Source organism: Bacillus licheniformis DSM 13 = ATCC 14580 (assembly GCF_000011645.1).
Lineage (GTDB): Bacteria > Bacillota > Bacilli > Bacillales > Bacillaceae > Bacillus > Bacillus licheniformis.
This window is the reverse complement of sequence record NC_006270.3, coordinates 1,849,828-1,873,880: the sequence shown is the minus strand read 5'-3', so window position 1 is coordinate 1,873,880 and position 24,053 is coordinate 1,849,828. Positions and strand designations below refer to the sequence as shown.

22 protein-coding genes are annotated in these 24,053 nt (G+C 47.2%); all 22 read right to left on the bottom strand.

Translation table 11 applies throughout. From position 1 onward, the window contains the following. Positions 1-243: 243 nt before the first annotated feature. The gene (locus tag TRNA_RS30975; protein ID WP_003181915.1) at positions 244-501 is read right to left on the bottom strand and encodes a DUF3243 domain-containing protein; all 258 of its coding nucleotides are present in this window, start codon (positions 499-501) and stop codon (positions 244-246) included. A 70-nt stretch (positions 502-571) separates the two neighbouring features. Beyond that, positions 572-1,303 carry an elongation factor P 5-aminopentanone reductase gene (ymfI, locus tag TRNA_RS30970; RefSeq protein WP_009328491.1) on the bottom strand — a complete coding sequence of 244 codons (732 nt, stop codon included), beginning with the start codon at positions 1,301-1,303 and terminating at the stop codon, positions 572-574. Between the two features lie 87 nt (positions 1,304-1,390). Next, positions 1,391-2,677: an EF-P 5-aminopentanol modification-associated protein YfmH gene (gene yfmH, locus TRNA_RS30965; protein WP_011197983.1), complete on the bottom strand. Its 1,287-nt coding sequence runs from the start codon at positions 2,675-2,677 to the stop codon at positions 1,391-1,393. Then, the gene (yfmF, locus tag TRNA_RS30960; protein ID WP_009328492.1) at positions 2,674-3,954 is read right to left on the bottom strand and encodes an EF-P 5-aminopentanol modification-associated protein YfmF; all 1,281 of its coding nucleotides are present in this window, start codon (positions 3,952-3,954) and stop codon (positions 2,674-2,676) included. The genes yfmH and yfmF overlap by 4 nt, the downstream gene beginning before the upstream one ends. Before the next feature lie 141 nt (positions 3,955-4,095). Next, entirely contained in the window at positions 4,096-5,301 is a 1,206-nt protein-coding gene (locus TRNA_RS30955) for an MFS transporter (RefSeq protein ID WP_031314629.1), read from the bottom strand. Positions 5,302-5,436: 135 nt separating this feature from the next. Then, entirely contained in the window at positions 5,437-6,162 is a 726-nt protein-coding gene (locus tag TRNA_RS30950) for a GntR family transcriptional regulator (RefSeq protein ID WP_003181905.1), read from the bottom strand. 132 nt (positions 6,163-6,294) lie between these two features. After that, positions 6,295-8,640 (bottom strand): DNA translocase FtsK, encoded by a 2,346-nt coding sequence (locus TRNA_RS30945; RefSeq protein ID WP_011197982.1) that lies wholly within the window; start codon positions 8,638-8,640, stop codon positions 6,295-6,297. Positions 8,641-8,759: 119 nt separating this feature from the next. Continuing rightward, the gene (locus TRNA_RS30940; RefSeq protein WP_003181904.1) at positions 8,760-8,975 is read right to left on the bottom strand and encodes a YlzJ-like family protein; all 216 of its coding nucleotides are present in this window, start codon (positions 8,973-8,975) and stop codon (positions 8,760-8,762) included. Then, entirely contained in the window at positions 8,972-9,718 is a 747-nt protein-coding gene (locus tag TRNA_RS30935) for a ClpP family protease (protein ID WP_003181902.1), read from the bottom strand. The genes TRNA_RS30940 and TRNA_RS30935 overlap by 4 nt, the downstream gene beginning before the upstream one ends. 104 nt (positions 9,719-9,822) lie before the next feature. Then, the gene (rnjB, locus tag TRNA_RS30930; protein ID WP_003181900.1) at positions 9,823-11,487 is read right to left on the bottom strand and encodes a ribonuclease J2; all 1,665 of its coding nucleotides are present in this window, start codon (positions 11,485-11,487) and stop codon (positions 9,823-9,825) included. Between the two features lie 147 nt (positions 11,488-11,634). Continuing rightward, positions 11,635-12,504 (bottom strand): 4-hydroxy-tetrahydrodipicolinate synthase, encoded by an 870-nt coding sequence (gene dapA, locus TRNA_RS30925; RefSeq protein ID WP_003181896.1) that lies wholly within the window; start codon positions 12,502-12,504, stop codon positions 11,635-11,637. A 30-nt stretch (positions 12,505-12,534) separates the two neighbouring features. Continuing rightward, entirely contained in the window at positions 12,535-13,749 is a 1,215-nt protein-coding gene (dapG, locus tag TRNA_RS30920) for an aspartate kinase (protein ID WP_003181894.1), read from the bottom strand. Between the two features lie 90 nt (positions 13,750-13,839). Next, positions 13,840-14,880, bottom strand: a complete 1,041-nt coding sequence (gene asd / locus TRNA_RS30915) for an aspartate-semialdehyde dehydrogenase (RefSeq protein ID WP_003181892.1) — start codon at positions 14,878-14,880, stop codon at positions 13,840-13,842. A 126-nt stretch (positions 14,881-15,006) separates the two neighbouring features. Further along, the gene (gene dpaB, locus TRNA_RS30910) at positions 15,007-15,600 is read right to left on the bottom strand and encodes a dipicolinate synthase subunit B (RefSeq protein WP_025804556.1); all 594 of its coding nucleotides are present in this window, start codon (positions 15,598-15,600) and stop codon (positions 15,007-15,009) included. Continuing rightward, positions 15,597-16,496, bottom strand: coding sequence for a dipicolinic acid synthetase subunit A (dpaA, locus tag TRNA_RS30905; protein WP_003181889.1), 900 nt, complete (start codon positions 16,494-16,496; stop codon positions 15,597-15,599). Before dpaA ends, dpaB begins: the two co-directional genes overlap by 4 nt. A gap of 142 nt (positions 16,497-16,638) precedes the next feature. After that, a complete protein-coding gene (locus TRNA_RS30900) occupies positions 16,639-16,899 on the bottom strand; it encodes a YlmC/YmxH family sporulation protein (RefSeq protein WP_003181887.1) in 261 nt (86 codons plus the stop codon). 85 nt (positions 16,900-16,984) lie between these two features. Next, complete coding sequence (locus TRNA_RS30895; protein ID WP_003181885.1) at positions 16,985-18,214, bottom strand: M16 family metallopeptidase; 1,230 nt, start codon at positions 18,212-18,214, stop codon at positions 16,985-16,987. Positions 18,215-18,250: 36 nt separating this feature from the next. Further along, the gene (locus TRNA_RS30890; protein WP_011201653.1) at positions 18,251-19,165 is read right to left on the bottom strand and encodes a polysaccharide deacetylase family protein; all 915 of its coding nucleotides are present in this window, start codon (positions 19,163-19,165) and stop codon (positions 18,251-18,253) included. Positions 19,166-19,359: 194 nt separating this feature from the next. Beyond that, a complete protein-coding gene (gene pnp / locus TRNA_RS30885; protein ID WP_003181881.1) occupies positions 19,360-21,477 on the bottom strand; it encodes a polyribonucleotide nucleotidyltransferase in 2,118 nt (705 codons plus the stop codon). Positions 21,478-21,678: 201 nt separating this feature from the next. Next, positions 21,679-21,948: a 30S ribosomal protein S15 gene (gene rpsO / locus TRNA_RS30880; protein ID WP_003181879.1), complete on the bottom strand. Its 270-nt coding sequence runs from the start codon at positions 21,946-21,948 to the stop codon at positions 21,679-21,681. 185 nt (positions 21,949-22,133) lie between these two features. Then, positions 22,134-23,093 carry a bifunctional riboflavin kinase/FAD synthetase gene (gene ribF / locus TRNA_RS30875; protein WP_003181877.1) on the bottom strand — a complete coding sequence of 320 codons (960 nt, stop codon included), beginning with the start codon at positions 23,091-23,093 and terminating at the stop codon, positions 22,134-22,136. A 15-nt stretch (positions 23,094-23,108) separates the two neighbouring features. Then, the gene (truB, locus tag TRNA_RS30870) at positions 23,109-24,038 is read right to left on the bottom strand and encodes a tRNA pseudouridine(55) synthase TruB (protein ID WP_003181875.1); all 930 of its coding nucleotides are present in this window, start codon (positions 24,036-24,038) and stop codon (positions 23,109-23,111) included. Positions 24,039-24,053 lie beyond the last annotated feature (15 nt).

Below are 24,053 nucleotides of genomic sequence, written 5' to 3'. Positions count from 1 at the left end.
TAACCTCCCTACCCATCATCGTGGCAAAAATTTACCTTCCTTTATCATAAAGCATTTTGTCTTAATTAGAAAGCAGAATGTTGTGATTAAATAAGAAAAACGTCCGTTTCCCAAAATCGGGAAAAACCTGCTGTATCGGCGCCTGAATGCTGTTTACCCTGTCGGGGCGAAAAGCAAACGATAAAAGCGGTGCCGCAGGCAAAATCGCGCCTATAAAAAAGAGAGAGTGAACACACTCTCTCCTTAATGTGAGCTGTTGTTTTCAACAAGCTTAACCATCACGTTCGCAATGGCGCGCTGCTCTTCTTCGGAAGCCACGCTCCAAAGGTCTGCGAGCACTCGTTCTTGATGGTTTTTTGAATCAACCTCACCGGCCAAATAATCGCCGATCTCATATGCAAGATCTGAGATGGTTTCTTTTGACATTCCTTGTTCTTGGGCATAGTTCAAACGGTCGCCCAAAAAGTTTTTCCACTGATCCCAATTATCCAGTACGGACATATCAGGCCCCTCCATTCTCTTGAAGTTACAGCCTTATTATTCTCTTGGGAATCGTAAACTATACATGTTTTTAACAATGCCAGCCGCCATTAACTGACAAAATTTGACCCGTGATATAAGATGCTTTCGCCGAGAGCAGAAACAAGACGGCGTCTGCAACCTCTTCGGCTTCGGCGAGCCTTCCCATCGGAATCTCATCGGCGATCATCTCTTCTTCCTCTTTTGAAAATGAGCTCATCATCTTTGTTTTTACAGCGCCCGGAGAAACAGCGTTGACTCTGATGCCGCTCGGCGCAAGCTCTTTTGCAAGGGCTTTGACAAACACATTTTGCGCGCCTTTTGTCATGCTGTATAAAACTTCGCACGACGCCCCTGTCTCACCCCAAATAGAGCTGACGGCTACAATAGCGCCGGACTTTTTCCTGATCATCGCCGGAAGCAGATTCCTCGTTAATAGAAACGGGCTTGAGACATGGAGCTGCACCATGTCCTGTACAGCTTCATCGGTCATATCTGTCACAAGCCCGCGGAAGCTTTGTCCGCTGTTCAAGACGATGCCGTCTAGCGCCCGTCCGCCGATGGAAGCGGAAACGGTTTTTGCACCTCCGGGGTCGGACAGGTCGCCGTGAATGATTTCAGCGTGAATGCCGTATGTATGTGACAGCCTTTCTGCAAGTGAAGCGGCCGCCTTCTCATTTGTATGATAATGGAGGAGAAGATCATACCCGTTTTGCGCAAGCTTTTCGCTGATGCTTTGCCCGATTCCGCCGCTTGCGCCGGTGATGAGAGCGAGTTTTGTCATACCATATTTCCACCTTTCCGTTAAAAAAGAAGAAAGGTTCAGCGTGCATCGGAAATATCCCTGCACGCTGAACTTTCAGACCTTGCTTTATGATTTTGGAACGACTTTGCAGACGGTGATCCTGTCTTCCTCAACTTCTTCCTCAATGACGCGGTGAACGTCATCAAGCGTAATCGATTCGAGTACGGTGACGATATCAAACAGACTCGTCTCCAGAAAAGCGTACCGTGTAAACTGGTTGGCGATGTACTCAGGCGAATTCATCGATTTCAGGAAATTGCCGATTTTTTTCTTTCTGGCCAGTTCCAGCTTTTCGGCTGTGATCGTTTCTTTCGCTTTGAACAGCACTTGTTTGAGCTCTTCGGCCAGCTTGTCAGGCTCAGGCGTATCTCCGCCGACAGAGACGAAGCCAAATCCGTGTTCTTCAGTATAGTCATAGCTGAATGTCTCATCGATATACCCTTTTTCATAAATTCTTTCGTAATCGCTTGAGCTTTTGCCAAACAGACACTCGAGGATGAGGTTGATGGTCAGCTCATGCTTCAGCAGGGCTTCTCCCGTATTCATCGGATGAGCGCTTTTTAAACCGACGAGGCATTTTGAGCTTTGAACATTCATTTTAATTTCCTGTTCTTTTTTAAATACGGCCCCAGGCTCTTTAACTTCTTTCCGGACGATTTCAGGCTGGTCTGTATACGGTTTTTTCTGCTGGTTTTCGCGGACCTGGCGAATGATCGCTTCGGGATCGGCCGGACCGACGACAAACAGCAGCATATTGCTCGGATGATAGAACGTCTCATAGCATTCGTACAAAAGGTCTTTTGTAATATGAGAGATGCTTTCGATCGTGCCTGCGATATCGATCCGGACAGGGTGCTCTTGATACATGTTTTCGATCAGGCCGAAAAACAGGCGCCAGTCGGGGTTGTCGTCATACATGTTGATTTCCTGTCCGATGATGCCTTTTTCCTTCTCAACCGTTTTTTCTGTAAAGTAAGGGTCCTGCACAAAGTCGACGAGCGTTTCCAGGTTTTCTTCCACATTTGACGTGCTTGAAAACAGGTAGGCCGTTCTTGTGAAGGAGGTAAACGCATTTGCCGAAGCTCCCTGCCTGCTGAATTGCTGAAAAACGTCGCCGTCTTCTTTTTCAAAGAGCTTATGTTCGAGAAAGTGTGCGATTCCATCAGGCACGCGGACCATTTCATCTTTTCCGAGCGGGACAAACTGATTGTCAATCGACCCGTATTTTGTGGTAAAGACCGCATATGTCTTGTTAAATCCTTCTTTCGGAAGAACATAGACATCGAGGCCGCCAGGCATTTTTTCGTAATATAGTGTTTCCTTCAGCTGTTCAAATTCGATCGTTTTCGTCAAGATGCTCCCTCCGTCCCTTTGAGAAAGTACGTTGTATCCAAATCGATTTTCTTTCCGACTTCGATGATGTCTTCTTTTGTGACATTGTCGATTCGTCCCAGCCAGTCTTCCAAGGAAAATTCGGTTTGGGCGGCAGCCTGCTGATAAATAAATTCGACTAAACCGTACGGTGTATCAAGCGTTTCAAGAATCTGGTTTTTAATGACGGCTTTCGTCTGGTCGATTGCCTCTTCTGTAAAGCTGCCTTTTTTCATTTCCTGAAACTGCTCCTTGATGATGTCGACGGCTTTTTGATAATTGCCGACTTCAATCCCCGACATCACCATCAACAGCCCTTTAAAGCTTTCGATTCTGGAAGCCGCATAATAGGCAAGGCTGGCCTTTTCCCTGACATTAATAAACAGCTTGGAATGTGAAAATCCGCCAAACAAGCCGTTAAACAGCTGAAGCGCCGGATAATCGTCATCCGTAAAATGCGTTCCCGTCCGAAATCCCATGTTCAGCTTCCCTTGCTTGACATCAGCATCCTCGATGACTTCCTGAGGCTCCCTTGTGCGGGTTTGCTCAAGCTCGGGAACAGGTCTCAGCTCCCGCTCGTTTGCTTCAAAGTATTTGGAAATGTACGAATCCACCTGCTGCTCATCCACATCCCCAACGACGTAAATGTCGAGCTGGTCTTCGCTGACCGCTTTTTGATAAGCTTCATACAGGCTTTGAGGCGTGATGCCGTCCACATCATCAAGCTCTCCGTTGACGTGAAGCGCGTATGGCTCATCTTTGCACATCTCCTGAATCAGCCTCAAATTTGAATAGCGCATTTTGTCGTTATAGACCGCCTGTATTCTTTGCTTTAGTGTGCGTTTTTCCTGAGACACGTACAGCGGCAGAAAGGCCCCGTCTTCAAGCGCCGGCGAAAAAATGATCTCTGACAAAAGCTCAAGCCCTTTTTCCAGAAGCGGTGTCTGATCCTTTAAAAATTTTTCGTTAGCGATATCGAGCCTGAATGTGATGACATGCATTTCCCCTTTTTTGGAGAGATCGCATGATACGGAAGTGCCGTAAAGTTCATCAAGATACGATCTGAGTTCGGCCGTTTTGGGGCGGGTGCTCGTTCCCCGCAAAAGCACATGCGGAAAAAGCGCCCTCTTTGTCACATCCTCTTTTGTTAAAGGAGCAAGCATTTTAAAAATAATCGAGACGGTTTTGAATTTTTCCGTTTTGACAATGTGGCTTGTCAATCCGCGGTGCTTTCCTTTTATTTCGTTAAGGTATGTCATACTAGAACCTCCTTCGTCCTTGTTTATATTATGTATTATGACCACATTTCAGCATATGCGCTTGGACTGTATGGTTGTAATTATATCAACTGGAGGAGATTTAAGGAAACTAAAAAACCTTATGAAAAAGACGGTGCAGATCTACACCGTCTTTGCCGCTTCACTTTCGTCTTCTTTCGGGTCAATATTAAACAGCACAAGCGCTAGTGCAGCTAAACTGCACAAAAGCGATACGATGAAAATCAGCCACCCCGCATTTGTCATCATATAGGCGAAAACCGGCGGTCCGAGCGCAACACCGATAAACCTCATGCTGTTGTAAAACGAAGATATCGTGCCGCGCTCTTCTTTTTCAATTCCCTCGGTAATCAGCGCATCCAAAGAAGGGAGCGCAATTCCGATGCCGATGCCGCCGATGGACATAAACAAAAATAACGGGTAAAAGCTGTGGTTCCACCACAAACCGGCAAACGACAAAGCCAGCAGGATCATGCCGATCAGCACGCAGATCCTCATTCTGATCTTATCGTTTCCGATCAGCTTTCCGGCAAGGTAGGAACTGACGGAAAGAAAAAGCAGCGGAATGCTGAGAAGCGCTCCTTTCGCAATCCCGTCAATTTGATGCTTCTTCTCCAAAGTATCCGACAGGTAGAAGAGCACTCCGAATAAAAGAAACATAATAATTCCGCCGATGACAAAAGTGGAAACAAGCCACCGACCTTCCCGTTTGAAAATTTCCTGTACGCTTTTTGCAAAGTTTTTTAACGTTTGCTTTTCATCATCTTTGTCCTTCGGTTTGGGAACAAAAAACAAGACGAGAAAAAAGCTGGCAAGAGACACGACCGGGATAAACCAAAACGGCATGTACCAAACCCAAGATGCTAAAAAAGCCCCTAATATCGGGCTTAATACTTTGCCGGCAGTATTTGCCGTCTCTATATCTCCGAGTCCCGCGCTGATTTCTTCATCATTTTGGAACAAGTCGCCGATAAACGGCATGACGATCGGCGCTGCGCCGGCTGAGCCGATTCCTTGAAGGACGCGACCTGCTAAAATCATCGCAAACGGATCATTGAAAAAAGTTGAAGCCAAACCTGCTAACGCTCCTCCAGCTCCCGCAATCAGAAGGCATGGGAGCATGATCTTTTTTCTTCCGAACCGGTCCGACATATAGCCGGTAATCGGGATGCATACAATCGCCACAATTGAATAAACCGTGATGATCAACGACACCTGAAACGAAGAAATGTTTAATTTTTTTTCGATCACCGGCAAAACCGGAATCAGCATCGAATTGCCGAGCGTCATCACGAGCGGGACCGAAGACAGCGCAAAAATGCTTTTCATGTCTTTTTTTCTGCTCAACTTTTTTCACCCAATTCATCAGTATTTCCATCTGTTATTGTTCCATGATGCGGGCTTATTTATGTATAGGCGCTCAAGCGGGCAAAAAAAACACGCTCCTAATAGAGCGCCCGCATATCAAAAACGTTTTCTGACGACATGAAATCTGAATTTATCGGCCCTAAAATAGTTTAAAGAATATAAAACGGGCTTATCGTTTTGGTCATAATGAGTCTGTTTGAGCAGCAGCAAAGACGTTTCAGGATCGCATTCAAGAATTTGGGAAATGGTGTCATGATATCCGATTGGCACAATATCGGCAACAGCGTAGCTGATCACGGCGCCGGATTTGTTCTCAAGCCATTCAAACATCGACTCCTGCTCGTGTGAAAAGCCTTCCGGGAGAATGTCCACAGGTATTTTATCAAGACAGTAGACAACCGGCATTCCATTTGCCGTTCTCACCCGCTCAAGCAAAAAGATCTCGGTTTCTTCCGCATATTGAAACCGGAGCATATCTTCTTCAGTGGGAGCGGTAACCTGTGAGGACATAAAAATGGTTCCCGGCGTCATGCTTGCCTGCTCGATCATTTTTGTGACGCTGTTCAGCTGCTCAATACCTGATAGAAATAACGGTCTGGCATTTACAAAATGTCCGACTCCATGCCTTCTGATGATGACGTTTTCTTCTTCCAGTATTCTAAGCGCCTCACGCAAAGCCGTTCTGCTCACACCAAGCATCTTTGACAGCTCAAATTCACTCGGGAGCCGTTCATTTTCGCAAAAGACCCCATTTTGAATATCATCTTTTATCCGATCAATCACCTTTAAACATAACCGTTGATTGTCAGCTTTTATCGACATGTTTTCCCTCCGTCTGACAGATCAGATTCAAATTATCTTTAATTGAGGATAACTATATCATGTTTTGTCAAATAAATAAATAGATGTTTTTTAGTTTACATAATGAAATTATGTTAAACAAGAACTCTCTTCTCAAGAAGAGAGTTCTTCGTATTGCTCTTTTGACAAGAGAACTTCACGGGGTTTTGATCCTTCATATGGGCCGACGATTCCCCGCTCTTCCATGGCATCGATAAGCCGCGCCGCTCTTGTATAGCCGATGCGGAATCTCCTTTGCAGCATGGATACAGAAGCCGTCTGCATGCTGACCACAAGTGCGACCGCTTCGTCATAAAGGTCGTCTGTCACTTCGCTGACCGTTTCCTGCGTCTCTTCTGGAATCATTTCTTCTTGGTATTGGGCTTTTTGCTGGCTGATGACGTGATCGACAACTTTTTCAACTTCTTCGTCTGACAGAAAGGCACCTTGAACGCGGAGCGGTTTATTGGCGCCGACAGGGAGAAACAGCATGTCCCCTCTGCCGAGAAGTTTTTCAGCGCCTCCCATATCAAGAATCGTCCTGGAGTCGGTCTGAGACGATACGCTGAAAGCGATCCTTGACGGAATGTTGGCTTTAATGACCCCTGTGATAACATCGACCGAAGGCCTCTGCGTCGCAATGATCAGGTGGATGCCCGCCGCCCTGGCCATTTGCGAAAGCCTTGTGATCGAGTCTTCAACATCAGAGGAAGCGACCATCATCAGGTCGGCAAGCTCGTCCACAATCACAATGATGTATGGAAGCTCCGGCTGCTTTGCTTCTTCTGCGGCATTCATCCGTTTAATATAGTCGTTATACCCTTCGATATTTCTCGTTCCCGTGTGAGAAAACAATTCGTAGCGCCGCTCCATTTCGTTGACGACTTTCTTCAAAGCCTGCGATGCTTTTTTCGGGTCTGTCACGACGGGAGCGAGCAAATGCGGAATCCCGTTGTAGACATTGAGCTCGACCATTTTCGGATCAATCATCATCATCTTCACTTCGTGGGGCTTTGCCCTCATCAAAATGCTTGTAATGATCCCGTTGACACAGACGCTTTTCCCGCTTCCGGTCGCTCCTGCAACAAGAAGGTGGGGCATTTTGTTCAGCTCTGCCAATACCGCTTCTCCGGAAATGTTCCGGCCGAGGCCGATCATCAGCTTTGCATCCGGCCGGTCATTCAGTTTCGATTCAAGCACTTCTTTCAAGGAAACCATCGCCACTTCCGCATTCGGCACTTCGATTCCAATCGCCGATTTTCCGGGGATCGGGGCTTCGATGCGGATATCCTTGGCCGCGAGCGCTAAAGCCAAGTCGTCACTTAAGTTGACAATTTTGCTGACTTTGACGCCCACATCAGGATAGACTTCATATTTCGTGACGGCCGGGCCGAGATGAACCTGGGTGACTTTCGCCTTAACTCCGAAGCTTTGAAACGTCCTTTCCAGCTTCCTGGCATTGTCGTAAATATTCTTTTTATCCGCCTGCTGCCCTGTGTGCTTCGGATCATCCAGCAATTGAATCGACGGAAGCTGGTAATCCTTGTTTTCTAGCTCTGTAAACGTGATTTCGGGCGCGCCGGAGGCCTGCATTTCCTCACCGATTTCGGGCTCAGCAGGAGGTTCAGCAGGAGCCGCCGGAGCTTCGTAAGCTTGAACTTCGGGCTTTTCATCACGGTCGGAAAAGCTTGAAATAATCGGTTCTGATTGAATAACCGGATCTGGATCAAGGTCCGCTTCTTGTACAGGCTCTTCAGACACTTTCGGTTTTCTCTGCGTCTTTTGTTTTTTTCCGGATTTCTTTTTCGGCGAGCTGTTTTTCAATTGTTTAAGATCTGCTAAAAAGGCCTGCCACTGGTTTTTCATGAAGGAGGCGACCGGGGTCATCCATTTGATCAGCGTCTCCTGAAGCGACCGATCCGTAATCAAAAGAAGGCCGATCAAGATCAGGAAGACGGCGATGATTTTAGATCCTGCAGATGCAAACAGAAAATATGACGCCGCGAATAAAAGGGCTCCAATCATTCCGCCTCCAAGATCAGGCGATCCTGTCTCGCCTTTTACATCCATCAGAAACAGCTCCCACGTATTTTGGATCACGCTCGGAGACTGAACCATTCCCCTTTCGGTCAAATGCTGAAACAGCTGGACATGTGAAAGAAGCAGCATGCTTGCAATGATGCAGTAAAGGCCCGCTTTTCTCCTCGTCAAAAAACTGGGTGTTTTCTTTTTCCAAAATAAAGACAAGCCCGTTAAAAAGAGGCCGAGAAGGCAAAGGATGAACCATTCACCGGCGAAAAAGCGGAACATGTAAATGAACGTTTGCCCTGCTACGCCAAGCTGCAAAACCGCAATAATCGAGATGGCGATACAGATTAATCCGTACAATTCAAATTTAAGATGGATCCGTTTTTTTCCTTGTTTTTGTTTCTTTGTTGATTTTCGTTTTCTTTTTGCCATGTTCCATCACCTTACTGCGTGTTAAAAAATGTAAAAACAAAGAGAAAGCAGCCTTTTTTCGGCTGCGATTTTCCTCTGGATTCCCCTATTATAGCATATTTATCCTTGAGACACTCCAGCTATTTATAAAATGTCAGTTTAAGCGTCTGCCCAGGGGCCGTTTCTTGTTTTAAAAAATCCATCGGGTTCGTGCTGAGAACCTGAACGACCCTTGCTTCCTCTCCGTTCATCTCGACTAAAAGGGGCACGCCGTTTACATCGATCTGTTTTAAGTTCGAGTTTTCCGCCTGCCCTGCGAACACGATTTCCTGCGGCATTGTCGTATACAGAATCATTGGATCATCCCTTCCTGGGCGCCCTTGTTTTGTTCGATTAATTCATTCAGCTTTTGAATCGCCTGTCCGACTCCGCCGGTTTCATCGATTAATCCGTATTTAACCGCATCGTTTCCTACGACATTCGTCCCGATGTCACGGGTTAAATTGCCTTTTGAAAACATCAGTTCTTTAAATTTTTCTTCCGATATGTTGGAATGGCTTGTCACGAAATTGATGACCCTTTCCTGCATTTTGTCGAGATACTCAAATGTCTGCGGCACACCGATGACAAGCCCTGTCAGCCTGACCGGATGGATCGTCATCGTAGCTGTTTCAGCGATATAGCTGTGGTCGCAGGACACTGCGATTGGAACTCCGATTGAATGTCCGCCGCCCAGTACGATAGAGACCGTCGGCTTTGACAGGGACGCCAGCATTTCCGCAATCGCAAGGCCCGCTTCTACGTCTCCTCCGACCGTGTTTAAGATGATGAGCAGACCTTCGATTTTAGGATTCTGCTCTACTGCAACGATCTGGGGAATCACATGTTCATACTTTGTTGTTTTGTTTTGGGGAGGAAGCTGGACGTGACCTTCAATTTGTCCGATAATGGTCAGGCAGTGAATGTTGGTGTCCTGCCCCATCTGCGGGAGTGTCGTTTCGCCGAGCTGCTGGATTTTGTTGACGAGACTGTCTTTTGCGTCCTGCTTAGCCGGCTGCTCCCCTTGGCTGTCCCCGTTTTGTATCCGGTTTGAATCCATCTGGCTCACCTCTTTCTCGAGTTTCTTTTGTATTATGGACAATGGCGTTTTTTTCATTCAACGCAAAAGGCATGAAAAAAAACCAAGAGGAGTCTCTTGGTTTTTTATACTTCCATGATGATTGGAATGATCATTGGTTTTCGTTTCGTTTTTTCGTATAGGAACTGGTTTAATGCCTCACGCATCGTCTGTTTTAAGGCGGACCATTCGACGACGGCGTTTTCTGTGCTTTCGTTGACGAGTTCCCTGACAAGCTCTGTCGCTTCAACGATCAGCTGTTCAGATTCTCTGACATAGACAAAACCTCTCGTGATAATTTCGGGTCCTGAAACTAGATGTTTTTTCTTTTTATCAAGGGTAATCACAACAATTAAGATTCCGTCCTGGGATAGCAGACGGCGGTCTCTGAGCACGATGTTGCCGATATCGCCGACGCCGAGTCCGTCGATCAATATATTGCCTGAGTGTACTTTATCGCCGATTTTAACGTTTTGTCCGCGGAATTCCACGACATCTCCTTTTTCAATCAGGAAAATGTCGCTCCGTTTCATGCCGATTTCTTCGGCAAGCTTGGAATGCGCTTTTTGCATTCTGTATTCACCGTTTACGGGGATTAAATACTTCGGCTTCAGCAAGTTGAGCATCAGCTTCAGCTCTTCTTGACAGCCATGGCCTGATACATGGACGCGTTTTTGTGCGAATACGACCTGGGCGCCCGCTCTCGTTAAGAGATCGACCGCTTTGGAGTAAACAAGCTCCTGACCCGGGATAGGGGAGGATGCGATCAGGACGGTATCCCCTTCCTCAATGTCAAGCTGCTTATGCCCTTGTTTTGCGATCCTGGTCAATGCGGCGAGCGGCTCTCCATGGTTGTCCCCTGTCAAAATCGCGACTTCTCTTTTTGGATACTTTTTGACTTCTTGGACAGGGATGAACATATCTTCATCTGCCGTGACATACCCGAGTTTCATCGCCAGCTGGAGTATCGCCGAAATATTTTTCCCTGAAACTGCAAGCTTCCTGCCGTTTTGCAGCGCGGCATCAATCACCTGCTGAATCCGGTTAAAGTTAGACGCGAACACGGCAATAATCACGCGGTTTTCGGCGTTGTACATCACATCGGATATCTCTCCGCCAACGAGTGCTTCTGAAGGCGTATAGCCCGGCTTCTCGGCATTGGCGCTGTCGGAAAGCAGGCACAGCACACCGCTGTTGCCGATTTTGGCAATTTCGCCGATGTCGCTTGTCTGGTTTAACACAGGTGTCTGGTCAAATTTAAAATCGCCTGTGCACACGATGGATCCGAGGGATGTTTTAAAGCTGACACCGACGGAATCCGGGATGCTGTGATTTGTTTTGAAGAATGACACCTTTGTCGATTCAAATGTAATAACGGATTTTGAATGAATTTCTCTTAAATCGGGCTTTTTGTTTACACCGTACTGCTTCAGCGTTTCCTTTAAAAGGGCAAGCGTCAGCTTCGTTCCGTAAACAGGCACAGAAAGCTTGTTCAGGCAGTAAAATACGCCGCCGATGTTTTCTTCATGCCCGTGTGTGAGAAAAATCGCCTTTACGCGGTCAGATCGTTCAATTAAATAAGAAATGTCAGGGATGACCACATCGATACCCAGCATTTCATTTTCTGGATGCATGAGGCCGGCGTCAACCACGAATATGTCTGAATCGATTTCAATGACATAGAGGTTTTTTCCGATCTCTCCGACGCCTCCTAAGGCGATGATTCTAATATTTTCTGTATTTTTTTTCAAATTGTAATCCTCCTAATCTAAGTACCCGTCCATCATCACTTGTCCCTATTATACCTGAATCTAAATTTAGAAAACAAGAACCATTATGTATATGACAAACGGTCATCCCCTCCAAAAGAGAATGACCGTTTTCGTCCGTATTGTTTTTTACAGGCCGTTCATCAGGCTGCTTAAACGGAGTCGTTCATCTTCATTTAGCGGAATCAAAGGGAGCCGGACGGACCCGACGTCAAGACCCTTCAGCTGAAGAGCCGTCTTTAATGGAGACGGGTTCGGTGCGGCAAAAAGCCCTTTCATCAGCGGAAGCAGCTTTTGATGGATCAAAGCAGCCTGAGCCGTGTTCCCCTCGGTATAATGTTTGATCATTTCCTGCATTTCCGGTCCGATGATGTGTGATGCAACGGAAACGATTCCTCTCGCTCCCACGGACAGCGCCGGCAGTGTCAGGCTGTCATCTCCTGAATAAACTGCAAAGTCCTCAGGGGTTTCGGCTACGATTTTTGTTATCGCATCTAGGTCGCCGCTCGCTTCTTTAATGGCGATAATATTCGGGATCTCCGCAAGGCGGATTGTCGTCTCTGGTGCGAGCGAAGCAGCCGTTCTTCCCGGCACATTATAAAGCATGACAGGCAGCGATGTTTCCTCCGCAATCGCTCTGAAATGGCGGTACATGCCTTCCTGAGAAGGCTTGTTGTAGTACGGAGTGACGAGCATGACAGCGTCAGCGCCGGCTTCTTCAGCTTTTTTCGTCAGCTTGATCGACGCCTTCGTGTTGTTGCTTCCCGTGCCGGCGATGATTGGGGCACGGCCTGCCGCTTCCTTGACAGAGTATTGAATGAGCGCTACCTTTTCTTCTTCGGAAAGCGTCGGCGATTCTCCGGTTGTTCCGGCAACGACCAGGGAATCCGTCCCATTGTTTAGTAAATAATCGATCAGCTTTGACAGTTTTTGAAAATCGATATTTTCATTTTTGTCAAAGGGCGTAACCATCGCGGTTGCGATATTTCCGAAGTTCATTTTTTTCACCTCATCATGATTCAATCATATTTATTTTGACAGTTCAAACACTTCATGCAGCGCATTTACGGCCGTCGCCATATTTTTCTCGTGCACGAGCACCCATATCGTCGTATGGCTGTCAGCAGACTGCAGGATCGGAATGCCTTTTTCTGACAAAGCGGTAACGATTTTTGAGGTGACGCCTGGAACGCCCATAATCCCCGCGCCAACCGCTGACACTTTCGCGCAATTTCTCGTCACGGCCGGTTCATAGCCCAATTCCTTCAGGATGCTGTGGGCGCGGTCTGTCATGTTTCCAGCCACCGTGTAGACAATTTCACTTGGTGTAATATTGAAGAAATCGACGCTGATGCCCGCATTCGCCATCGCTTTAAACACTTCAGTCTGTACGTTATATTGTCCTTCTTTTGCCGGGACTTTAAACTGTGTCACGTCTTTCACATGGGCGATGCCTGTGATGAGCCGCTCAAAAACGTCGCTTCCGGCTTTCGAGTTGTGATGGCTTGTGACGAGCGTACCGGTTTCGTTTGAATAGGTTGAACGCACGCGGATCGGCACTTTCGCCTGCATTGCGATTTCAACGGCTCTCGGGTGGATCACCTTGGCCCCCTGATAGGCTAAATTACAGATTTCCGTATAGGTAATCACAGGCAGCGGCTTCGCTTTTTCAACGATGCGCGGATCAGCTGTCATGACGCCTTCGACATCTGTATAAATATCGATAAATTCCGCGTCCAGAGCCGCGCCAAGCGCAGCGGCCGATGTATCGCTTCCGCCGCGGCCGATCGTTGTGATATCCCCTTTTGCAGTCGCGCCTTGGAAGCCTGCGACGACGACCGCATCATGGTCGGCCAGCATGCTGACAAGCCGCTCCGGCTTCATTTCGAGAATCTTTGCATTCGTATGGTTGTTGTCTGTTAAAAAGCCCGCTTGCGCACCGGTTAAAGCAGCAGCTTTAATCCCGTTTTCCAAAAGCATGCTGGCGAACACAACAGAGGAAATCGTTTCCCCGCATGATAAAAGCATATCCTGCTCACGCTCGGTAATTGTATCCTGTCCGCCGTAAAGCAGATCAAGCAATGAATCAGTCGCATACGGATCGCCTTTCCGGCCCATGGCCGATACGACGACAACCGCTTTGTATCCTTCATTGACCGCTTCCTTAATATGGTTTAAGGCAAGCTTTCTGCCGCGGTCATCTTTTACAGACGTTCCGCCGAATTTTTGAACGATGATTTTCACTTTATTTCACTCCAAGTTGATTTCGGACGTAACAGAAGAGAGCAGGCCTTCATTTTTGCCTCACTCTCTTCTCACATCCCGTTAGAAATCTTAAACTAAATTTAAAGCTTTTAGGCTTTCTGCGATTTGTACGGAATTCCATGCCGCGCCTTTCAGCAGGTTGTCGGAAACGATCCACAGATGGAAACCGTTCGGGCGGTCAAGGTCTTTTCTCACCCGGCCGACAAATACGTCTCTTTTCCCTACTGCATCTGCAGGCATCGGATAGACCTGTTTAGCTGGATCATCCTGCAGAACGACGCCTGGAGCTTCTTTTAACAGATTTTTAATATCCTCTGCTGTCACATCATCACGGTCTGTTTCGATGTAGACGGATTCTGAATGCCCTGTTGCAATCGGCAGTCTGACACATGTGGCTGAAACTTGAAGCTCAGGCATGTGCATGATTTTTTTCGTTTCATTTATCATTTTCATTTCCTCAAACGTAAAGCCGTTTTCCTGGAATTTATCGATTTGAGGAATAGCGTTAAATGCGATTTGGTAGTGTTTTTCATCACTCTTCACCGGCATGATCTCAGGCTCGAACGGTTTGTCGTTCAAAATGGCTTCGGTTTGCCCGTAGAGCTCTTTTACAGCTTCGTTTCCGGCTCCAGACACCGCCTGATAAGTCGATACGATGATTTTGTTTAAACCGAAAGCCTTGCGGATCGGTTCGAGCGCAACAACCATCTGGATGGTTGAACAGTTCGGATTTGCAATAATCCCGTTGTGCTTGTGCAAATCTTCCTCATTGACCTCAGGTACGACGAGCGGAGTGTTTTGGTCCATCCGGAACGCGCTCGTATTATCAATGACGATCGCCCCGCGTTTGACAGCCTCGTGAGCAAGCGCCTGCGAAACGCTTCCCCCGGCGCTGAAAAGCGCGATGTTGACGCCTTCAAAGCTCTCAGGACGAGCTTCTTCTACTGTGTACTCTTCGCCTTTGAAAGTCAGTTTCGTACCTGCTGAACGTTTTGAGGATAATAAAGTCAGTTTATCCAGTTCAAAATTCCTGTCTTCTAGTGTTTTTAACATTTGCTGTCCTACAGCGCCTGTCGCACCAACTACTGCTACATGTAATCCTCTGCCCAATTGTAAAACTCCTTCCACCTTAATCGTCGTAAACGATTGGTTGACTATGCATTTTACATTTTATTTTAACATAGATGTGTGCCGTGGTGATTGATATTTTTTGTTACATCTTTATTTTCAAAAGATTTATTGATCATTATGGACCAGGATAGGCTGTATTTGTTTATGGGAGAGCGCTTCTTCGACCGCCGGCACTAAAAGATCCATTTTGGCGACGAGCGAATTCGGCTTTTTGTAAGGGTCATCCTGGCCGAACGGAATAAAGTAAACATTTTTTGCCGCCATCAGCCTCATCAAGTTGACGCCGTTCAAGCCGAGCGCGTCATTCGTTGAAATGCCGAGGACGACGGGACGGGAGTTTCTCATCGTCGCTTTGGCCGCCATGAGAACCGGACTGTCCGTCTGGGCGTTTGCAAGCTTGCTCATCGAATTTCCCGTCAATGGCGCAACAACCATGCAGTCCAGCGGTGTTTTCGGCCCGAGAGGCTCAGCTTTCGGAATGGAATCAATGACTTCAAATCCAGTCAGCTCTTCTATTCTTCTGACCCATTCTTCCCCTTCTCCAAAGCGTGTATCCGTCGACTTGACAGTATGCGTCACGACCGGTCTGACTTCAGCCCCTTTGTTGATCAGCGCTTCAATCTGCGGAAAAACGGCATCATACGTACAATGTGAACCCGTTAGGCCAAATCCGATTCTTTTTCCTTTGATCGACATTATGACAGCCCCTTTCGGTCAGTTGTTAATTCAGACAAAAGGTTGCACAAAACATTGGCAATGATCTGTCCCGCCGTTTTAGGCGCGACGATCCCGGGAAGTCCTGGAGCAAGCAGCGCTTTAATGCCTTGCTTTTCGGCAAAATCAAAATCTGTGCCTCCGGGACGGGTTGCTAAATCGAGAATTAATGTTCTGGGTGTCATTCGTGAGAGGACATGTTTATCGAGAATCAGGCTTGGAATGGTATTGATGCATATGTCGATATTTTCAACATGCTCTGCAAGTTCGTTTGTGTGGAAAGGAGTGAGGCCCATCTCCATGATTCTGGCGAGGTGGGCGGAGTCGCGAGCTCCGACTTTTACGCGTGCGCCGAGCGCCGAGAACGTCCGGCTGATGCTCATTCCCGTCCGCCCCAGCCCGAGAACCATTACATTCGAGCCGTGAATCGTAAAGTCTGTATGCTGTATGGCCATCATAATGGCACCTTCGACTGTAGGTATCGAGTTGTAAATCGCAATATCGTCTCTTTCAAAGAGCTTGATAAGACGACGGTTCGCCCCTTTGGCCATGCCGTCTAAATATTGGTTTGAAATCCCTGAATAAATCGCGCAGTGCGGCTTGGTTTTTTCTAAATGTTCCTGTTTTAACACCACTTTTTCATTGGAAAAAACAGTCGCAACCGTTCCTTCCATCGATGTGCCCGATACAGGCAGAATAATGCTGTCTATTGTGCCAAAATCAAGTTCGTTCAGCTTTAGTTTTGTAGCTCCGGTAAACCCGTGATCAAGCTGATCAAAACCGATTAAAAAGACCTTTGCATCCTGTTCCGTCAGCTTGCGGATGATCTCGAGCTGCCTTGCATCGCCGCCGATGATTGCAATCGTCAATCCGGTTAACATGGCTCTAACATTCACCTTCTTTTTTGACAAGGATCTAATTCATAAGCTAATTTCATCATATGACAAAAAGGAAATAGCGGTGAATTGAAATCCAGAAAAACAAAAAGCCCGCCCCCATGGGACGGGCGGGTTTCCACCTTGCTTACTCCTCTTTTGTCACGCTGCTTTCCGGAACATCCAAAATGATCATATCCGAGCCGATTTTTTGAATTTGCGACCAGGGCACCTTAATGTCATTCCCCTGTTTTCTTCCTAGTCCGAACCATTTAACAGAAGGGATGATAAGAGCGGTAATCTGACCGTCCTGCTCATTGATCTCAAGGTCCGTCTGCCCCAGTACGCCGAGCCGTTCGGCCCGCTTAACATCAACGATTTCTTTTCCCGAAAGTTCACTCAGCCTCATGAAAAAAACCCCCTTTTGTTATGATGTATGAACCGATAACAAAAAACATGCCTGCCTAAAAAGACAAGCATGTTTTAAGGAGGCATTATTTCGGCAGCTCACCCGACGGGCTGATTAATGCAGATGAGTAATCATCGGTGAAAATCCGGTTGGCAAGATTGTTCACACGCTCGAGGCTGACGGCATTCAACTTTTCGATGATTTCATCAAGCGTCCGGTGTTTACCGAGCAAAAGCTCATTTTTGCCGTTGCGGCTCATTTTGCTGTTTGTGCTTTCGAGACTGAGCATCAGGCTGCCTTTCATTTGCTCTTTGCTGTTTTCAAGCTCTTTCGGTGTAATACCGTCGCTTTTCAGCGCACGCAGTGTTTCATGAATCGTTTCTGACAGGAGCTGAAGCTGATTTGCGCCGGTTCCCGCGTAGATGGTCATCATGCCGCTGTCTTCATAGGAAGTGTGGTAGCTGAACACGGAATATGCAAGACCTTTATCTTCGCGGACATCCTGAAAGAGGCGGCTGCTCATGCTTCCTCCCAAAATATTATTGAGAACGATCAAATCGTAGATTTCCGGATGGCCTGCTTCCAGCCCGTTGAAGCCGAGGCAGAGGTGAGCCTGTTCGGTTTCCTTTTTGCGCGTCATTTTCTCATGGTGAAAATCCGGTTTTGTCATGCCGGTTCTTTTGCCTTTGGCTTCATATGAACCGAAATGCTTTTCAGCTTCTTTTATAAAAGTTTCCGGCACATTTCCGGCTATGGAAATGACGACTCGGTCAGGCGTGTAATATTCGTTCATATATTTTCTGAGCGAATCTCCGTCAAATTCGGCAAGTGTTTCCTCTGTGCCGAGGATCGGATAGCCGAGGGAATGGCTGCCGTATGACGCCTTGCTCAAGAGATCGTGGACGATGTCATCAGGTGTGTCCTCATACATTTTAATCTCTTCATAGACGACGTTTTTTTCTTTTTTTAATTCTTCTTCGTCAAATGATGAATGAAAGAACATGTCAGAAAGCACTTCCAGAGCATAGCTTGCATGCTCATCGAGCACTTTGGCGTAATAGCACGTATATTCCTTTGAGGTAAACGCGTTGACCTGTCCGCCGATTCTATCGAAAGACTCTGCGATGTCCCTTGCAGTGCGCGTTTTTGTCCCCTTGAAAAACATGTGCTCAAGAAAGTGCGAAATGCCGTTAATTTCGGGTGTTTCATGTCTTGATCCGGTTCCAATCCAAACTCCGATGGCCACAGACCGGACGGTGGGATTGTTTTCGAATACGATTCTTACCCCATTTTGACAAGTATACCGTTTAATCAAATTTGTTCCTCCTATTCAAAGAACGGGCCGCACATCCTATTCTTCAACAAGCCTTTTTTCATTCATCAGCTGTGAAACAGTTCCGATTTGATAGCCTTTTTCATGCAGGTTCTGTATCAAAACGGCAAGACTTTTTGCAGTTGGATCTGTCGGATGCATTAATATCATGGCGCCGTTATGTACTTTGCTTAATACCCGTTGCTGTAAGACGGCCGGCTGCGGTTTCTGCCAATCGATCGTATCAACTGTCCACATGATCGTTCCCATCCCCATCTTGTGAGCCTGATCCACAACCTCTTTGCGGAAGCTGCCGCTCGGCGGGGCGAACCACTTCGGCTTGACGCCAAGCGTTTCCTGTATTTGTTCATTTGTCATCCGCAGCTGTTCTGAAATACGTTCTCTCGTCAGTTTGCTCATATCCGGATGATTGTATGAATGGTTTCCGATTTCATGCCCGCCGTTTTGTATGGCTTTGGCCAGCTCGGGGTGATGCTTCACCCATCTGCCCTCCAGAAAAAAGGTGGCTTTGATACGATGCTGTTGTAAGACGGGAAGCATCTCTTCTAAATATTCATTACCCCAAGCGACATTGATAATAAACGATACCATCGGTTTATCCGGGTGTCCGCGGTAGATCGGCTCAGGCTTTAAGGATTCTAAATGAACGTCAGGCTTCACTTGGTCATAAACGAGCAGTTTCTCATCAAATTCACCGGCCTGTTTCATTTTTTTGTACGATTTTTCGATGTTTACTTTTAAGCCGTTGTAGCCGGGCATCGCTTTCCATATGTGATCAATTTTCGCATTCTGGGCCTTCACTTCATATTCAGGCGCTTTTTGCAAAAGCTCCTGGTACAAATCGTCCTTTTGAGCGGCAACCGTGACCGCGTCTTTTTTCATCGCATCTATGTAATGTTGTGAATACGGACGGTTCATCATCTGATAGGACATCAGCAAAAGAAAGAAAAAAACGGAAATCCGAACAATCGTTCCTTTCAATTGTATTCCTCCCTTCCCCACAAAATATGTGAGAAAAGGACAAGATAGAACCGGACCGTTTTCACGGCTTAAAACAAAGAAGCCGGGTTACCCAGGCTTCCTGTTGCTTGAAGACGAAGACAGAAGCAAGATAGACACCGTTTTTTTTACGATTTTTGTTCTTCTTTTTCCTTCTGTTCACGCAGTACAGCTTTTCTTGATAAGTTGACGCGTCCTTGTTTATCGATTTCAGTAACCTTTACAAGGAGCTCGTCGCCGATTTTGACGACATCTTCGACTTTTCCTACCCGTTCGAGCGCAAGCTCTGAAATATGGACAAGACCGTCTTTTCCGCTGAACAGTTCAACGAAAGCTCCGAATTTTTCAATCCGCTTCACTTTACCTAAGTAAAGCTGTCCGACTTCAACTTCTCTGACAAGGTCTTCGATGATTTTCTTCGCTTTTTGGTTCATGCTTTCATCGGTAGAAGAAATGAAGATTGTGCCGTCTTGTTCAATATCGATTTTAACGCCTGTATCTTCAATGATCTTATTGATTTGTTTTCCGCTTGGTCCGATGACGTCGCGGATTTTATCCGGATTGATCGACATCGTCAAGATTTTCGGCGCATAAGGAGAAAGCTCTTTTCTTGATTCAGCCAATGTGCTCAGCATGCTTTCAAGGATCTCCATTCTGCCTTTTTTCGCCTGCTGAAGAGCCTCTTCCAAAATCTCTCTCGATAAGCCTTCGATCTTAATATCCATTTGCAGAGCTGTGACGCCTTTGGACGTTCCCGCCACTTTAAAGTCCATATCCCCGAGATGGTCTTCCATACCTTGAATATCGGTTAAGACGGTATAGTTGTCACCTGATTTGACAAGACCCATCGCGATTCCGGCAACCGGGGCTTTAATCGGCACCCCTGCATCCATCATCGCTAGCGTGCTTGCACAAATGCTCGCCTGGGAAGTGGAACCGTTTGATTCAAGCACTTCAGAGACGAGGCGGATGGTGTACGGGAAGTCTTTTTCAGACGGAACAATCGGCTCAAGCGCTCGTTCCCCGAGGGCTCCGTGCCCGATTTCGCGGCGTCCCGGCCCGCGCATCGGCCCTGTTTCCCCGACGCTGAACTGCGGGAAGTTGTAATGGTGCATAAAGCGTTTGGATTCTTCGACGCCGAGACCGTCTAAAATCTGCACATCGCCAAGCGCACCGAGCGTACAAATGCTGAGCGCCTGAGTCTGTCCCCTTGTAAAAAGTCCTGAACCGTGTGTTCTCGGAAGCAGTCCGACTTCTGAAGAAAGCGGGCGGATCTCATCGACAGCCCTGCCGTCAGGACGAACTTTTTCCTCCGTAATCAGACGGCGCACTTCATTTTTAACAAGCTGGGACAAAATGTCTTTCACTTGTTTCAGCGTTTCTTCATCGTGTTCCTCTTCTTCAAACTTGGCCAAAACCTCGTTTTTCACTTCGCTGATCGCGTCCTCGCGCGCATGCTTTTCATGAACCTGAATGGCTTTTAAGAGGTTCGATTCGGCCATTCCCCGCACTTTTTCTTTCAGATCGGAATCGATCTCATACAGGGTGATTTCTGATTTTTCTTTCCCGACAGCGGCGACGATTTCCTCCTGGAAGGCAATCAGCCGTTTGATCTCCTCGTGACCGAACATGATCGCTTCAAGCATGATCTCTTCCGGAACTTCGTCTGCTCCCGCTTCAACCATGTTGATCGCGTCCTTCGTTCCCGCTACGACGAGATGAATGTCGCTTTTTTCAAGCTGTTCAAGTGTCGGATTGATGATGAATTTGTTGTCAACCCGGCCTACCGTCACTCCGGCGATCGGCCCTTCAAACGGGATGTCGGATACGCACAGCGCAAGAGATGATCCAAACATTGCCGCCATTTCTGACGAACAATCCTGGTCAACGCTCATGACGATGCTGACGACTTGAACTTCATTCCGGAAGCCGTCTGCGAACAGCGGGCGGATCGGCCTGTCGATTAACCGGCTGGCGAGAATCGCTTTTTCGCTCGGTCTTCCCTCTCTTTTAATAAACCCGCCCGGAATCTTTCCGACGGCGTAAAGTCTTTCTTCGTAATTTACGGTTAACGGGAAAAAGTCTACGGTTTTAGGTTCTTTTGAAGCCGTTGCGGTGCTGAGCACTGCAGTGTCTCCATAACGCACCATGACAGCTCCGTTTGCTTGTTTTGCAAGCTGGCCGGTTTCTACTGTGAGCTTGCGGCCGGCCCAATCTATGGAAAAGACATGTTTCTCTTGTCCCATTCTTATATGAACTCCTCTCTTCGGATAGTTTTTAGGTTACTCCTATTATGAACGAAATGAATTGAACATATCAATGGCAAAGTGCTATGTAAAGAATGAATCGGTGTCATTTAAAATCATTTATATGAACAACGCGTTTTAGAGTTGCCGGATATTCGTTCTTATACGATAAAAAAGCGGGAATCCTCCCGCTTTTTACGATTATCGACGTAATCCAAGTTTGTTGATCAACTCACGGTAACGAGTTACGTCTTTGTTACGAAGATACGTAAGAAGATTACGACGTTTACCTACCATTTTAAGAAGACCGCGACGTGAGTGATGGTCTTTCTTGTGAGTGCGTAAATGCTCGTTCAAGTTGTTGATTTGATCTGTTAGGATAGCGATCTGAACTTCCGGTGATCCCGTGTCAGATTCGTGGGTTTTGAACTCATTGATGAGTTGTGTTTTACGCTCTTGAGTAATTGCCATCCTGTTTCACCTCCATATAATATTAGCCCCGATTACCTAGCAAACGCCGGTGATTCGATTTGCCAAGTGAACGGTTTTAAAGCTACAGACAATATGATACTAAAAGTTCGGGTCTAATGCAACCATTTATGATGAAGTTTACCTTTTTATCACCATTGTTGACGCGTATTGCCGTTTCCATACATCTAGATTCCGGCCGGCTTCCGCTCTCTGAAGAAGCGGATCGCTTCTTCTTTGTCTCTAGAAATCTGTTCGACAAGCTCGTCAACGCTGCCGAATTTTTTTTCGCTCCTCAGCCGCTTATACCATTCAACCTTGATTTCGGAGCCGTATATGTCACGGTCAAAATCGAATAAGTTGACTTCGATTGAAGGCTGACCCGGCCGTTTTTCGTAAAACGTCGGCTTGTATCCGACATTGCAGACGCCGTTGTAGACAGCGCCGCCGATTTCGGCTTTAACGGCGTACACACCTGTCGGCGGGACGATGTATGTGTCTTTAAGGCCGATATTCGCGGTCGGAAATCCGATCGTGCGGCCTCTTTTATCGCCGTGGATCACAAAGCCTTTCACATGGTACGGCCTGCCGAGCAGTTCAGCAGCGTACTCGACGTCACCGGCTCCCAGAACGCTGCGGATCCTCGTGGAGCTTACCTTTTGATCCTGATTGGAATATTTTGCGACAGACGTGCTTTTAACACGGCCTTTCGCATACTCCTGGAAGTTTTCCATAGTGCCTTTGCCGAATTTCCCGAAGGTAAAGTCAAATCCGGCTACAACATGAGTGACATGAAAGCCGAGTATATATTGATCGATAAATTCCTCAGGTGATAGAGAAGCGAATTCAGGGGTAAATGTGACAACGTATAAAAAATCGACCCCTAAATCTTCAATGATGCTGATTTTGTCTTGCAAAGGCGTGATTAAATCCTTCGGCTCCCGGCCTTTTTTGAGCACGGCAGAAGGGTGGGGATGAAAGGTCATCACGGACGTTTTGACCCCTTCTCTTGCCGCGGTGTTTTTTGCTGTAAGAATCACTTGCTGATGTCCCAGGTGAACACCGTCAAAATAACCTAATGCCATAACTGATGTCGGAAAATCCTCACGCTTCAAGTCGTGTGGGTGGGAAATATGTATCGTCTTCAAGAACGGTCACCTTTTCTATTGTTCGCTTTTTTGCACGAGTACTTTTGCCGGCTTCAACAAACCGGTTTTGGTCGGATGCGGATAATAGACGGCTGTGCACCGGCCTGCTTCCGTAAAGACCGCAATGCGGTCTTCGCTCGTCAAATGAGAAAAGCTGCCGGGCGTTTCAAGCACCGCTCCATTTTCCACTTTCTTAGCTAATGTATCACTAATTATCCATTTCGGCAAATGATCAAGCGCACGTTCGATGGGGACGAGCTTTTCAGACAATGTTCCGTCAGCGATCAAGCCTTCGACGTCTTCAAAGGTCAAGCATTCGTCAAGGGTGAAAGGGCCTGACGCGGTCCTGACCAGATTGGACATATGCGCGGGATATCCGAGCTTCTCCCCGATGGTTACCGCCAAGGTCCTGACATATGTGCCTTTTGAACATGTCACAACAAACCGGAAGCGGGCTTTATCCCCCTCATGGCGGATCTCGGATGTCAGTTCGATATGATGGATGGTGATGGTCCGCTTCGGCCGTTCAACCTCGATTCCAGCCCGCGCGTATTCATACAGCTTTTTGCCGCCTACCTTGACAGCTGAATACATCGGCGGAACCTGCTCAATCGTTCCTTCAAGAGATCTCAGGACGCTCTGCACGGTCTGTTCATCAGGCGGCGCTAAGACGGGTTTCTTTTCTGTGACTTCCCCCGTCTGATCCTCTGTCTCCGTGGAACAGCCAAGCGTGACCTCTGCATCATATGTTTTGGACTTTTCGGTCAAATACTCGACGATTTTGGTTGCCCTCCCGACGCAGATCGGGAGAACGCCCGACACCTCGGGATCCAGTGTACCGGTATGGCCGACCTTTTTTGTTTTCAGCAGTTTGCGGATCTTCATGACGCAGTCGTGCGAGGTCATGCCGACCGGTTTATGTAATAGAAGGACTCCGTTATACATTCGTGCTTCTTCGCC

Excerpts from the sequence above, each read along its gene's own strand:
- TRNA_RS30975 (WP_003181915.1), bottom strand. The coding sequence starts at position 501 with ATGTCCGTACTGGATAATTGGGATCAGTGGAAAAACTTTTTGGGCGAC.
- ymfI (WP_009328491.1), bottom strand. The coding sequence starts at position 1,303 with ATGACAAAACTCGCTCTCATCACCGGCGCAAGCGGCGGAATCGGGCAA.
- yfmF (WP_009328492.1), bottom strand. The coding sequence starts at position 3,954 with ATGACATACCTTAACGAAATAAAAGGAAAGCACCGCGGATTGACAAGC.
- TRNA_RS30955 (WP_031314629.1), bottom strand. The coding sequence starts at position 5,301 with ATGAAAAGCATTTTTGCGCTGTCTTCGGTCCCGCTCGTGATGACGCTC.
- TRNA_RS30950 (WP_003181905.1), bottom strand. The coding sequence starts at position 6,162 with ATGTCGATAAAAGCTGACAATCAACGGTTATGTTTAAAGGTGATTGAT.
- TRNA_RS30945 (WP_011197982.1), bottom strand. The coding sequence starts at position 8,640 with ATGGCAAAAAGAAAACGAAAATCAACAAAGAAACAAAAACAAGGAAAA.
- TRNA_RS30940 (WP_003181904.1), bottom strand. The coding sequence starts at position 8,975 with ATGATTCTGTATACGACAATGCCGCAGGAAATCGTGTTCGCAGGGCAG.
- TRNA_RS30935 (WP_003181902.1), bottom strand. The coding sequence starts at position 9,718 with ATGGATTCAAACCGGATACAAAACGGGGACAGCCAAGGGGAGCAGCCG.
- dapA (WP_003181896.1), bottom strand. The coding sequence starts at position 12,504 with ATGAACTTCGGAAATATCGCAACCGCGATGGTTACGCCCTTTGACAAA.
- dpaA (WP_003181889.1), bottom strand. The coding sequence starts at position 16,496 with ATGTTAACCGGATTGACGATTGCAATCATCGGCGGCGATGCAAGGCAG.
- TRNA_RS30900 (WP_003181887.1), bottom strand. The coding sequence starts at position 16,899 with ATGAGGCTGAGTGAACTTTCGGGAAAAGAAATCGTTGATGTTAAGCGG.
- TRNA_RS30890 (WP_011201653.1), bottom strand. The coding sequence starts at position 19,165 with ATGTCCTATCAGATGATGAACCGTCCGTATTCACAACATTACATAGAT.
- pnp (WP_003181881.1), bottom strand. The coding sequence starts at position 21,477 with ATGGGACAAGAGAAACATGTCTTTTCCATAGATTGGGCCGGCCGCAAG.
- rpsO (WP_003181879.1), bottom strand. The coding sequence starts at position 21,948 with ATGGCAATTACTCAAGAGCGTAAAACACAACTCATCAATGAGTTCAAA.
- truB (WP_003181875.1), bottom strand. The coding sequence starts at position 24,038 with ATGTATAACGGAGTCCTTCTATTACATAAACCGGTCGGCATGACCTCG.